The sequence below is a fragment of the Aegicerativicinus sediminis genome (genome assembly GCF_015476115.1).
GTDB classification, from domain to species: Bacteria; Bacteroidota; Bacteroidia; order Flavobacteriales; family Flavobacteriaceae; genus Aegicerativicinus; species Aegicerativicinus sediminis.
Genome location: NZ_CP064295.1, coordinates 1,957,981 through 1,972,380 on the forward strand (window position 1 = coordinate 1,957,981; position 14,400 = coordinate 1,972,380).

Genomic DNA, 14,400 nt, shown 5'->3' on the forward strand with positions numbered 1-14,400 from the left:
ACACAATTATACTTCCTTAAATTTACCATTATTGAGGATATTTTGGCAGGTATTGCAACTTGCTATAACTTTGGAAAACAGTATATTTTTTATGAGCAACCCCTCTCTTGAACTTCAATTGAAAACACTCCCAAATCAGCCGGGGGTTTATCAATACTATGATAAAAATGGTAAAATCCTCTACGTTGGTAAAGCAAAGAATTTAAAGAAGAGAGTAAGTTCATATTTTACCAAGCAACACGATTCTGGGCGTACACGTGTATTGGTTAAAAAGATTAGCGAAATACGTCATATCGTAGTTAATTCAGAAACTGACGCACTTCTTCTTGAAAACAACCTTATTAAAAAGCATCAGCCACGTTATAATGTGATGCTTAAGGATGATAAATCTTATCCTTGGATATGCGTGAAGAATGAGCGTTTTCCACGGGTTTTTTCAACAAGGAATGTTATTAGGGATGGTTCAGATTATTTCGGTCCATATACAAGTATGAAAACCGTGCGCACCTTATTGGGGCTAATAAAAGGGCTTTATCATATTCGAACTTGTAATTACAATCTTTCCGAAGAAAAGATTGAAGCCGGAAAATATAAAGTCTGTCTAGAATATCATCTTGGTAATTGTAAGGGACCTTGTGAAGGTTTGGAGTCTGAGGCGTCTTACCATGGGAATATAAATGCCATCAAAGAAATTCTAAAGGGTAACTTTAAGGATAGTCTTAATGCTTTTAAGGAGCAGATGAAAGATTATGCTGAGCAAATGCAATTTGAAGATGCGCAACGTATAAAAGAAAAAATTGACATTTTAAGTAACTATCAGGCAAAATCAACGGTTGTAAATCCGACTATAAGTAATGTGGATGTCTTTTCAATAGTAAGTGATGAGAGTTATGCCTACATTAATTTTCTGCAGCTTTCCTATGGTTCTATTATTAGGTCACATACCTTAGAAGTTAAAAAGAAACTCGATGAAACTGATGAGGAACTATTGGAACTCGCAGCTACGGAGATTAGACAACGTTTCCATTCCCAGTCTAAAGAGGTATATGTCCCTTTAGAAATAGATTTAGGGGAGGCTGTGAAAGTTACAGTTCCCAAACTGGGGGATAAAAGGAAAATTTTAGATTTGTCGCTTCGAAATGCCAAGTTTCATCGCTTGGAACAATTGAAACAAGTTAAGATCACCGATCCAGACCGCCATACAGATCGATTGATGGCACAAATGAAGGTGGATTTGCGTTTAAATAAAGAACCTAGACATATTGAATGTTTTGACAACAGTAATATTCAAGGTTCTAATCCTGTTGCCGCTTGCGTAGTGTTTAAAGATGGTAAACCAAGCAAAAAGGAATATCGGCATTTCAATATAAAAACTGTTGATGGTCCAAATGATTTTGCCTCAATGGAAGAAGTGGTTTTTAGGCGCTACAGACGGTTGATGGAAGAAGATGAGTCCTTACCCGAGCTGATAATAATAGATGGAGGTAAAGGGCAGCTTTCATCCGCCCTGAAGAGTTTAGATCGACTTGGCCTACGAAAAAAAATAGCCATTGTTGGCATAGCAAAAAGATTAGAAGAATTGTTTTACCCAGACGATCCAATTCCGTTATATTTAGATAAGAAAAGTGAGACTCTCAAAGTAATTCAGCAACTTCGAAATGAGGCGCACCGTTTTGGGATAAAACATCACAGAAACAAGAGGAGTAAGAGTGCAATACAGAATGAATTGGAGAACATCCCAGGTGTAGGAGAAAAAACGATCGTACAACTCATGAAAAAATTTAAATCTGTTAAACGATTATCCAATGCGTCTTTGGAAGAGATTTCATCAGAAATTGGGGTTTCTAGAGCGGAAAAAATATTAGCCTATTTTAAAGGCAAATGAAGAAAATTTATGTTTTAATATTAATTGTACTAATGACGGCCAATGGTTGGTCTCAAGAAAGTAATTCTACCGATAGTAAAAAAATTGGATTAGTTTTAAGTGGGGGTGGAGCGAAGGGTTTTGCACATATTGGGGTCTTAAAAGTTATAGACAGTCTCGATATAAAGATTGATTATATAGCCGGGACTAGCATGGGTGCAATTATAGGCTCTCTTTATGCTTCAGGTTATAGTGGAAAGCAATTAGATTCTATTTTCCAAAGCTTAAACATCACTTCAATAGTTAATGATGATTTGCCAAGAGCCTCACAAACCTTTTATGAACGTGAGCATATCGAAAAATATGCTGTTACTCTACCTTTTTCAAGATTTCGTTTAAGCCTGCCTTCGGCCTTATCGAGAGGACAGAATGTTTACAGCCTATTGACCAAATTACTATTGCATGTAAACGATGTTGACTATTTTGAGAATTTACCAATACCTTTTTTCTGTATGGCGACAGATGTTGAAACAGGTGAGGAGGTAATGTTGGATCATGGCAATTTGGCTATGGCGACGAGAGCGAGTGGAGCATTTCCGACCCTATTTCAACCTGTAGAAATTAATGGAAGGTTTCTAATCGATGGCGGTGTAGTCAATAATTACCCTATCGATGAATTAAGAGCTAAAGGAATGGATCTCATTATAGGTGTTGATGTGCAGGATGGGTTAGCAGATATGGAGGAAATGGGTTCAGCGCCAGATGTTCTAGTTCAAATAAATAATTTTAGGACTATCGAAGCAATGAAGAATAAATCCTTGAAAACGGATATCTATATTAAGCCAGATATAAAGGAGTTTTCTGTTGTGTCTTTCAGTCAAGGGGAAAAAATAATAAAAAGCGGTGAGGTTGCGGCAAAAAATGCGATTACTGAATTGAACAAACTACCTAAGTATTCTTTTAATTACCCCAAAACACAAATTGTTATTCGGCCCATAGATTCCTTGCGACTAGACAATATCAGGATATTTGGAAATTACAATTACAGCCGGTCTTACATTCTTGGAAAGTTAAAGCTGAAAACAGGAGGTAGTTTTAAATATGAAGATTTTGCTGATGGAATGAACAACTTGGTTGCGACTAATAATTTTGATAATGTTTATTACAAACTCAATAAAGTTGATTTAGAAAACACATATGATCTTCACATTTCTGTGAAAGAAGCAAAAACAACTGCTTTTCTAAAATTGGGGATCCATTATGACGATTTATACAAAAGTGCTGCCCTTATAAACTACACCAAAAACCGTGTTCTTTTCAATAATGATGTTTTTAGCCTAGATGTTATTTTGGGTGATAATGTCCGATTTAATATGGATTATTTAATTGATAAGGGATTTTATTGGAGTATAGGCTTAAATTCAAGATTCAATCAATTTAATAAAAGTATAGGCCCGGAGCTTTTCCCAGAGTATGATGGTATTGATTTGTCGAATGTAAGAAAGCTGAATGTAGACTTAAATGATTTTACAAATCAGCTGTACCTCCAAACTTTATTGGGAAATGATTTTGCATTTACAATTGGCGGTGAGCATAAACGTCTAATAATAAAAACAGAAACCTTAAAATCTAGATCCGGATCAGAGGAAGATGATTTTTATTTGGAGGATACAGATTACATAAGTGCATTTGGCAATTTAAAATTCGATACTTTCGATGACAAATATTTTCCAACCAAAGGGTTTTATTTTTTAGGGGATTTCCATTTAACTTTATTTGCTTCACATTTTAACCCAGATTTTTCACAGTTCTCTACTTTAAAATCTGATATTGGTTATGCTTTTAGCGTGTCTGATCGGCTATCGTTTAATTTGAGAACACAGGGTGGTTTTAGGATAGGGGATGATACTACACCTACCTTATATTTTGCCTTAGGGGGCTATGGTAACAATTACATAAACAATTTTATTCCTTTTTACGGTTATGAGCCGATATCCTTAATAGGTGATAGTTTCGTGAAATCGCTATTTAATATGGACTATGAAATTTTTGACAAACACCATATCTTATTATCCGCCAATTATGCAAACATCGAAAATTCTATTTTCGAAACTGGTGAATGGTTCAGTTGGCCAGATTACAGTGGTTATGCAGTCGGTTATAGTTTAGAGACATTTTTGGGTCCTGTGGAGGCAAAATATAGTTGGTCTCCAGAAAACAGTAGCGGTTTTTGGTTGTTTAATGTGGGATTTTGGTTTTAGACGGAATAGATGAGAATTTTATTCTTGAAAAAAATTGCGATATTTGTGAAGTATGATTTTGTTTTATTCAGATCTTCTGTCATTTCTTCATTTTCTTATCAAGAGAAATCCTGAATAAGTCTTCCTTTTTGTATCTTTAAGAGAATAGGTTATTGGGTATTAACCAATACAAATTCTTCATACAAACTCATTTCAAACTTAAAATTATGCCCATTTATCACAAATTAGGTGACATACCACATAAGCGACACACTCAATTTAGAAAACCAGATGGTTCCCTGTATTCTGAGCAATTGTTTGGAACCATTGGATTCGATGGTATGTACTCTAATAGTTATCATCTCTATCGTCCTACAATGGTAAAGGAGATTGCTTCGGAATTAGATATGGCGCCTAAGATTGCTAAGGCAAACCACATTCAATCTTTTAAGTTTAAAGGTTTTGAAATAAAGCCTGAAGCAGATTATTTACAGAGCCGAAAAACGGTTTTGGCAAATTCTGATTGTCGAATTATTCTGGCAGCACCTACCGATTCGTTGGAAGATTACTTTTATAAAAACGCCGATGCTGATGAATTGATATTTATCCATAAAGGATCTGGAACTCTGAGGACCCATTTGGGAAATATCGATTTTAAGTATGGTGATTATCTGGTTGTGCCAAGGGGAATGATTTATAAAATGAAATTTAACACAGATGATAATCGACTGTTTATTGTAGAATCCTATCGACCTATTTATACGCCAAAGCGCTACAGAAATTGGTTTGGTCAATTGTTGGAACACGCTCCGTACTGCGAACGGGATATACGTAAACCCTCTATACTAGAAACTCATGATGAAAAGGGTGAATTTACAATAAAGATTAAAAAACAAGATACACTCTTTGATGTTGTTTATGCTTCACATCCTTTTGATGTAGTTGGGTATGATGGTTATAACTACCCCTATGCATTATCCATCCATGATTTTGAACCTATAACCGGTCGTATCCATCAGCCACCACCAGTCCATCAAACTTTTGAAACCGATGCCTTTGTGGTGTGCAGTTTTGTACCGAGGTTATACGATTACCATCCAAAAAGCATCCCAGCGCCATATAACCATAGTAATATTGACAGTGATGAGGTGTTGTATTATGTTGATGGTGATTTTATGAGTAGAAATGATATTGAACCTGGTCAGATTTCACTACACCCAGCGGGGATACCTCATGGGCCACACCCGGGGTCGACAGAAAGAAGTATTGGAAAATCAAAAACAGAAGAATTGGCCGTAATGGTCGATACATTTAAACCTTTGAAAATTACAGAAGAGGGTATGGAAATAGCTGATGGTACTTACTACCAATCTTGGCTAGAATAACTTTTTAAAATTAAAACTATGTCAGTTAAATCAGTTGATTACGGATTAGAAAAAATATTTGAAGGTGCTGAGGATTTTCTTCCTCTATTAGGCACTGATTATGTTGAATTATATGTGGGGAATGCCAAGCAATCGGCACATTATTACAAAACAGCATTTGGTTTTCAGTCTTATGCCTATAAAGGCTTGGAGACAGGGTCTAAAACAGAAGTTAGCTATGTATTGAAGCAAGACAAAATTCGATTGGTATTGACCTCACCCTTAAAAAGTGATTCACCTATAAATAATCATATCGTTAAACATGGCGACGGGGTAAAAGTAATTGCTCTTTGGGTTGAAGATGCAAGAAAGTCGTTTGAGGAAACCGTAAGGCGTGGAGCCAAACCATTTATGGAGCCAAAAGTCGATAAAGATGAGAATGGTGAGGTGGTTCGTTCAGGTATTTATGCCTATGGTGAGACCGTGCATTTATTTGTGGAGCGCAAAAATTATCACGGCATCTTTTTGCCGGGATATCAAAAATGGCAATCTGATTATAACCCTTCTTCCGTAGGCTTAAAGTATATCGACCATATGGTTGGTAACGTTGGCTGGGGTGAAATGGATACTTGGGTGGAATGGTATGAGAAAGTAATGGGATTTGTGAATTTCCTATCTTTTGATGACAAGCAAATTCATACTGAATATTCTGCTCTAATGAGTAAGGTAATGAGCAACGGGAATGGACGAATAAAATTCCCAATAAATGAGCCTGCTGAAGGAAAAAAGAAATCACAAATTGAAGAATACTTAGAATTTTATGAAGGACCAGGGGTACAACATTTGGCTGTCGCAACCGATAATATAATTCACACTGTTTCTGAATTAAAAGCTAGGGGAGTTGAATTTTTACCTCCTCCACCAACCGCCTACTATGAGGATATACCAAGGCGTTTAGGAAAGCACATGGAAATTATGAAGGAAAATATAAGGGATCTGCAAAAACACTCAATACTTGTTGATGCAGATGAAGAGGGTTATTTGCTTCAAATTTTTACAAAACCCGTGCAAGATCGGCCGACAATGTTTTTCGAAATAATACAACGAATGGGTGCTAAAGGTTTTGGAGCTGGCAATTTTAAAGCACTTTTTGAATCTATTGAGAGAGAACAAGAAAAGCGGGGAACCCTTTAAAATCAAACTGTTAAGCCATTCTAAAAAGCACCACAATAATTTGTTGGTGTTTTTTGTTTTAATACTTTTGGAATGGAAATTGTATTTAAAGCACTGCATATTGCAGTTTCTGTTGAAATTGCATGTAAGTCCTAAAATCATGAAGCAAGTTTATTTTCTATTTTTCCTACTGTTTATAACTGCAATTTCCTTCTCGCAGAATACATCTGCTTTTCAGGATGGTGAATGGTTTAAATTCAAAATGAGTTATAGTGGATTCTTGAAAGCGGGCAATGCTACTCTTAGCGTAAATGAAAAAATGTATAAGGGGAGGCCGGTCTACCACGTGGTCGGAAAGGGATGGACCACTGGTGCCATTCGCTGGTTTTTCAAAGTAGATGACAGGTACGAAACCTATATTGATAGAGAGACCAATCTTCCAACCCGTTTCATTCGGAAAATTGATGAGGGCGGACATACAAAGGATATTGAAATAGAATTTGATCACCAAAGACGGATTGCCCAGGTGGAGAACAAAAAGCATAAAACCTTGAAATCTTATCCAACCGAAAAAGATGTACAGGATATGGTCTCTGCTTTTTATTACCTTCGCAATAATTACGATACCAAAAATTTAAGGGAAGGGGATATGGTTAGTTTGAATATGTTCTTTGATGAGGAAAATTACAATTTCAAACTAAAGTTTCTAGGCAGAGAATTATTAGAAACCAAATTCGGTAAAGTTCGAACCATGAAATTTCGTCCTTATGTGATGGCAGGTAGGGTTTTTAAAGAACAAGAAAGCTTAACCATGTGGGTCAGTGAAGATGAGAACAAAATGCCGTTAATGGTAAGGGCTGACTTAGCTGTTGGCTCATTACAAGCTGAACTAGAGGCATTTAAAGGGTTAAAACATCAATTCAAAATAGAGTTTCAAAACTAAATGGTTAACCAGCCAGATTACGAAGACATTTTAAAGTCTCTTGAAGCAAAATACAAGGCCATAGATCAGGATACAGATGATCATCTTAATGGCCTTTTGTACAGTAAACCCATTACATACTGGGATTATATTCACACTGATGCACTTTTAAGTTTGCAAATACAAAGAACCACCTTACCAGATGAAATGGTCTTTATTGCTTACCACCAAATCAACGAACTTTTGTTTAAGATGATTTTGTGGGAAATTAAGCAAGTGGCCGAGAAAGAAGATTTGGATGCTGTATTTTTTGAAGGGAAATTGATGCGTATAAGTCGCTATTTTGATATGCTTACTACCAGCTTCAATATTATGCGCGAAGGTATGGATGTAGAACAGTATATGAAGTTTAGATATACACTAACCCCGGCAAGTGGTTTTCAGAGTGCTCAATATCGTTTAATAGAATTTGCCTCTACTGAATTGATAAATCTTATAGATGACCGATTCAGAGAAACCATAAATAGAAACACACCATTTACCCATGCATTCGAGCATTTGTATTGGCAGGCCGCGGGCAAAGATTATAAGACAGGCAAAAAATCCACACTTTTGCGTAATTTTGAAAGAAGGTATAAAGACGAGTTCATAAAGTTTATGGAAACTTATAATACCAAAAACCTTTGGACGCGTTTTAAGGAATTACCTAAGAAGGACCGTGAAGATCAAGATTTGGTGAATGCAATGAGGCATTACGATTATACGGTTAATGTAACATGGGTAATGGCACATTATAATACTGCTATTCATTATATAGAAAGTGGTTTAGGGGATGGTGAAGCTACCGGTGGGAGCAATTGGAAAAAATATATGCATCCTAAATTTCAGAGAAGGATATTTTTTCCTCAACTTTGGACCGACAAAGAGTTAAAAAACTGGGGACAGAACATTTAATAATTAATTGATTAATGCATATTAAAATTGGATTATTGATCGTGTTATTAGCAGCGGCAATGATGTCTTGTAAAAACGATAAAATTACCGAACATTCACCAGCAGATGAGGAGCCGCTTCAAAGTTACGTTGAGCCGAAAGAGATTAAGGAATTTGGTTTCAATTTAAACGATTATGTGGTAAAACGAGATACAATTCGTAAGGGTGATAGCTTCGGATTAATTTTACAGAAAAACCAAATAGGCTACCCGGACATCTATAATATAGTCGAAAAAACAAAAGATTCCTTTGATACTAGAAAACTTCAAATAGGGAAACCTTATACTCTGCTATGTTCAAAAGACTCTATAAATACTCCAGAATGTTTTATATATCAGCCCAATGCGGAAGAATTTGTGGTTATTGGTTTAAAAGATTCCTTATATGCATATAAAAGCAGGAAGCCCATTACCTATGTTGAAAAGGAACTTTCTGGTATAATAAGAAAGAATAGTAACATCACTCAAGAAATGGTCGATCGTGGCGTAAGTCCCATGCTAGCCTATAAATTGGCAGATTATATCTATGCTTGGACAATAGATTTCACCCGTCTACAAGAAGGTGATAAGTTCAAGGTAATTTACAGGGATAAATACATAGATGATACTATTTATGGTGGAGTTTATGATGTTAAGGCTGCTTATTTTGAGCATAACACAAAACCAATTTATGCATTTAGGTTCCAGACGGACAGCATAAAAGGTATAGTTGATTATTTTGACGAAAATGCGAAAAATTTGAGGAGAGCATTTTTGAAATCTCCTATTGCCCTTCAATATAGAATTTCTTCAAGATACAATTTAAAGCGAAGGATTGCTTACTATGGTTATAAACTGAGGCCACATAAAGGAACAGATTTCGCCGCTCCAATTGGTACTCCTATTATGGCAACCGCCAATGGTACTGTCGTTGAATCGACCCAACGTGGAGGTAATGGAAAGTATGTGAAAATTAAGCACAATGCGACTTACTCAACCCAATATCTTCATATGAAGGCCCAAAATGTTAGAAAGGGGCAATTTGTTAAGCAAGGAGATATTATTGGTTGGATAGGTATGACAGGGAATACTGGAGGCCCACATGTTTGTTATCGATTTTGGAAGAATGGATCTCAAGTTGATCCTTTCAGGGAAAAATTGCCGGAGGCTGAACCTATTAAAGAAGATTTAAAAGCAAAATTTTTAGACTTTATTGAGCCAATAAAAACTCAGTTGGATGTAATGCATGTTCAAAGTTTGGAGGATATGCTCGAACCAGAGGACGATCTAATTTCTCAAATAGATTAAGATGTCATTAAAAAATATTAGTCCAGTTTCAACAGCCGCTTGGCAAAAGCTTAAAGATCATTATTATAAAATTAAAGATACTCACATAATGTCTTGGTTTGAGGATGATACTGAGCGTGCAACTAAAATGACTGTAAATTGGAATGATTTCCTAGTTGATTTTTCCAAAAACCGCGTAAATGATACTACTTGGCAATTGTTGTTGGAGTTAGCCCAAGAATTGGATTTGAAAGATGCAATCGATAAGTATTTTGGAGGTGACATTATTAACGAAACTGAAGGTAGGGCTGTGTTACATACCGCTTTACGTGCAGCGGAAGATGCCCAAGTTTATGTGGATGGATTAGATGTTATACCTGAAATACAGGCGGTAAAAGAAAAAATTAATAGTTTTTCTGAATCAATTATTAATGGGGCTCATAAAGGGTTTTCCGGCAAACCAATTGACACTATCGTGAATATTGGTATAGGTGGCTCTGATCTTGGTCCAGCTATGGTAGTTGACTCACTCTCGTATTATCAAAATCATTTAAAAACTTATTTTGTAAGTAATGTTGACGGAGATCATGTATCGGAAATTCTTAAAAAGCTTAACCCAGAAACCACCTTATTTGTAATTGTTTCCAAGACCTTTACAACCCAGGAAACTATTTCAAATGCCTCAACTATTCGTTCGTGGTTTTTAAAAAGTGCTTCCCAAGAAGATGTTGCTAAGCATTTCGTTGCAGTCTCTACCAATATTGCTAAGGTGAAGGAGTTTGGAATTGCTGAAGACAATATCTTTCCTATGTGGGATTGGGTTGGTGGTCGCTTTTCTCTTTGGAGTGCAGTAGGTTTATCCATAAGCTTGAGTGTAGGTTATGAAAATTTTGATCAACTACTTGAGGGTGCTAGGGAAATGGACGAGCATTTTAAAGACGCTTCATTTGACAAAAACATTCCTGTTTTGGCAGCCTTATTAAGTGTTTGGTATAATAACTTTTTTGGTGCCGAATCTCAGGCGGTAATTCCGTATTCTCAATACCTGAGTCAGTTTGCTACCTATTTGCAACAAGGTATTATGGAAAGTAACGGTAAGGGTGTAGATAGGGCTGGAAATCCATTAACCTACCAGTCGGGAACCATAATTTGGGGTGAACCAGGTTCCAATTCACAACACGCGTTTTTTCAATTAATACATCAGGGTACTAAACTAATACCTGCAGATTTCATAGGTTTTAAGTACTCACTTCATGGTAATAAAGACCATCACGATAAATTGATGTCTAACTTCTTTGCCCAGACAGAAGCGCTTTTAAAAGGAAAGAATAGTGATGAGGTGTCATCAGAAATGACAGGGAAAAAGGATGCTGATCGTATACTTCCATATAAAATCTTTTCAGGGAATCGACCAACGACCACTTATTTAATAGACCAGTTAACACCAAAAAGTCTAGGTAAGCTAATCGCGATGTATGAACACAAGATATTCGTTGAGGGGGTTATTTGGAATATTTTCAGTTATGATCAGTTCGGGGTTGAACTCGGTAAACAGTTGGCGGGTAGTATATTAGAGGAGTTCGAGGCAGGTAAAATTCTTAAAAGTCATGACCCCTCCACTTCTCAACTGTTAAAATCTTACATAAATTCGTAAAAAAGCCCCTATTTTCTTCAATAATTATTGTTATAAAGTCATTGTTTTAAGGATTTTGTAAACTTTACTATGCAGGCATAATTCTTAACTTTATGTTAATGTTAAGTCGGTGAATAACTGTAATTTTGCGGCAATTCAAAAAACTAATTCTTAGACTCATGATTAAAAAACTAACTCAATTTGTTTTTATTACTGCAGTTTTCTTAATTACTTCCGTTGCGCTAGGGCAAAGCACCCTTTCGGGAACCATTATGGATGCAGACATGAATGCACCACTTCCTGGTGCGAATATTATTGAAAAAGGTACTTCGAATGGTACAACTTCTGATTTCGATGGTAACTTTACCTTAACTACAACCGCTACAAGTGGTCAGATTGTAATTTCTTATGTGGGTTACACATCGGTTACTTTAAATTTTAATGGCGACACTAACTTCGGAAGTATTACAATTACTCCAGGTAACGCATTAGATGAAGTTGTTGTTACTGGTGTAGGGGTAATCGACTTAGCAAGAGAAAGAGAAACTCCAGTTGCAGTTTCCACAATTAGGGCATCCGAAATCCAGAACAAGGTTGGGAATATGGAATTTCCTGAAATTATGAATACTACTCCTTCTGTTTATGCGACAAAAGATGGTGGTGGTTACGGTGATTCTAGAATTAACGTTCGTGGATTCGATCAAAGAAACCTTGCGATTGTTATTAATGGTCAGCCGGTTAACGATATGGAAAATGGTTGGGTTTATTGGTCTAACTGGGCTGGTCTATCTGATATTGCTTCTGGAATTCAAATTCAAAGAGGTCTAGGGGCGTCAAAATTAGCTGTGCCTTCTGTCGGTGGTACAATAACAGTAGTAACTAAAACTACTGAGAAATCTCAAGGAGGATTTGGAGCATTTACTGCTGGTAACGATGGATACTTAAAGAAAGTTGTTGGTTATAATACTGGTACTAATGAAAAAGGTTGGGCTTCTAGTGTCCTACTTGGTCATTGGAATGGTGATGGTTATGTTGATGGTACTAAAGGTGAAGGGTATACCTATTTATTTTCTTTAGGATATAAGCCATCTGAAACTCACGCTTTCAACTTCACTTTTACTGGTGCTGGTCAATGGCACCATCAAAGAAGTACTTGGTTGTCTATTCGTGACCATTTTAATTTCGGTGGTGATGACTTCAGAAAATTCAATGCTGACTGGGGTTATAAAAATGGAGAAGAATATAGTATTAGAAGAAACTTCTACAATAAACCAATTGGAACATTAAACTGGGATTGGAATATAAATGATAAACTTTCATTATCCTCTTCATTCTATGGCTCTTGGGGTCGTGGAGGTGGAACTGGAGCTAGAGGAAATAACTTCCGTAATTCTGATATAGATTTATTTCCATTCAATAGAGATTTTACAGATCATGTTGCAGGAGGGAATGGTATGGCTTCTAGAAACGATGATTACTCAATCGATTTTGACAATGTTATGGCTGTTAACCGTGCAACTACAAATCCTTATACTGGGCCAAACAGTAATTATGAGGGATTGTTAATTGGATCTAATGGTTTTAGAGAAGATGAGGTCAACAGGGCTATCCTTATAAGAAGAGCTTCAATGAATTCACATAACTGGTATGGTGCTATTTCAAATTTGAAATATGAATCAGGTTTCTGGACTTTAGGAGGTGGTATTGACTTAAGAACCTACACTGGTTATCATTATCGTGTCTTGAATGATTTAATGGGATTAGACGGCTATTATAGTACCGGAAATAGAAATTTAGTTAATGGTGTTATCTTAACAGAAACAACTGCTGCTTCTCCTTTTAAAGATACAGGAATCGCAGGTGATAAAATCGACTATTACAACTTAGGAAAAGTTAATTGGTTCGGTTTTAATGGTATAGTTGAATATAACAACGAGGAAACCTTATCAGCGGTACTTCAAGCTGGTCTTTCTAACCAAACTTACCAAAGAATTGATTACTTCGACCAACCAAATAACGTAGAGAGTGATAAAGAATCGATCACAGGTGGTTATGTAAAAGGTGGAGCTAATTATAACATTAATGACTACCACAATGTTTTCTTTAATATAGGTGTTATTTCAAAACAGCCAATCTTCGATGCAGTATTCCCAAATTTTGCAAATATTGTTAATGAGGATTTGGTTAATGAAAAAATCTTTTCTTTTGAATTAGGTTATGGTTTCAGGGGAAGTAACTTATCTGCAAACCTTAACCTTTACTCAACTTCTTGGAAAGATAGATTTATTTCAAGAGGTATCGATTTAGGAGGTGGTGTTGACGGAACTGCTAATTTTCAGGGCGTTAAACAATTGCATCAAGGGATAGAATTAGATTTAAACTATAGACCTTTATCTAATTTAAGAATTGATGGTATGTTATCAATTGGTAACTGGAGATATACAGATGACGTTGAAGCCAGTGTATTTGATGATAACCAATCATTAATAGGTACATCTACGTTATATCTTAAGGATGTAAAAGTTGGTGATGCTGCTCAATTTACCTCTAACCTTGGTGTCGATTGGGAAATTTTTGAGCGTTTCAGAGTAAATGCCAATTGGAGACATGCTGCAAATCTTTATGCAGATTTTAATCCAGATGATAGTATATTCTTGGATGAAGATAATCCAGGTGCCATAGAATTACCTTCTTACAGTTTATTTGATGCTGGTGTAGGTTATGGGTTTGATTTATGGGGAGATACTACCCTATATTTAAGAGCAAATATCAACAACGTCTTCGATACTGAATATATCGCAGAGTCAAACTCTAATATTCATACAACAAGTTCATCTCAAACCTATAAAGGTATAGATGAGACTAACTATGTTTGGTTTGGATTCGGAAGAACTTGGAACATTTCAGCCAGGTTCAATTTCTAATTAGAAAACAAATAAGTTAAGA

9 protein-coding genes are annotated in these 14,400 nt (G+C 36.0%); all 9 read left to right on the plus strand.

Annotated features, from left to right (window positions below; genetic code table 11):
- Positions 1-91 precede the first annotated feature (91 nt).
- Positions 92-1,885: an excinuclease ABC subunit UvrC gene (gene uvrC, locus ISU00_RS08415; RefSeq protein WP_228853616.1), complete on the plus strand. Its 1,794-nt coding sequence runs from the start codon at positions 92-94 to the stop codon at positions 1,883-1,885.
- On the plus strand, positions 1,882-4,125 hold the full coding sequence (locus ISU00_RS08420; RefSeq protein ID WP_228853617.1) for a patatin-like phospholipase family protein: 2,244 nt from the start codon (positions 1,882-1,884) through the stop codon (positions 4,123-4,125). Before uvrC ends, ISU00_RS08420 begins: the two co-directional genes overlap by 4 nt.
- A gap of 206 nt (positions 4,126-4,331) precedes the next feature.
- Positions 4,332-5,489 (plus strand): homogentisate 1,2-dioxygenase, encoded by a 1,158-nt coding sequence (locus tag ISU00_RS08425; RefSeq protein ID WP_228853618.1) that lies wholly within the window; start codon positions 4,332-4,334, stop codon positions 5,487-5,489.
- An 18-nt stretch (positions 5,490-5,507) separates the two neighbouring features.
- Entirely contained in the window at positions 5,508-6,662 is a 1,155-nt protein-coding gene (gene hppD / locus ISU00_RS08430; protein ID WP_228853619.1) for a 4-hydroxyphenylpyruvate dioxygenase, read from the plus strand.
- A gap of 139 nt (positions 6,663-6,801) precedes the next feature.
- The gene (locus tag ISU00_RS08435; RefSeq protein WP_228853620.1) at positions 6,802-7,584 is read left to right on the plus strand and encodes a DUF3108 domain-containing protein; all 783 of its coding nucleotides are present in this window, start codon (positions 6,802-6,804) and stop codon (positions 7,582-7,584) included.
- Entirely contained in the window at positions 7,585-8,517 is a 933-nt protein-coding gene (locus tag ISU00_RS08440; protein WP_228853621.1) for a tryptophan 2,3-dioxygenase family protein, read from the plus strand.
- Positions 8,518-8,531: 14 nt separating this feature from the next.
- A complete protein-coding gene (locus tag ISU00_RS08445; RefSeq protein WP_228853622.1) occupies positions 8,532-9,842 on the plus strand; it encodes a peptidoglycan DD-metalloendopeptidase family protein in 1,311 nt (436 codons plus the stop codon).
- Between the two features lies 1 nt (position 9,843).
- On the plus strand, positions 9,844-11,475 hold the full coding sequence (gene pgi / locus ISU00_RS08450) for a glucose-6-phosphate isomerase (protein ID WP_228853623.1): 1,632 nt from the start codon (positions 9,844-9,846) through the stop codon (positions 11,473-11,475).
- A 158-nt stretch (positions 11,476-11,633) separates the two neighbouring features.
- Positions 11,634-14,378, plus strand: coding sequence for a TonB-dependent receptor (locus ISU00_RS08455; RefSeq protein ID WP_228853624.1), 2,745 nt, complete (start codon positions 11,634-11,636; stop codon positions 14,376-14,378).
- The last annotated feature ends 22 nt before the right edge of the window (positions 14,379-14,400 follow it).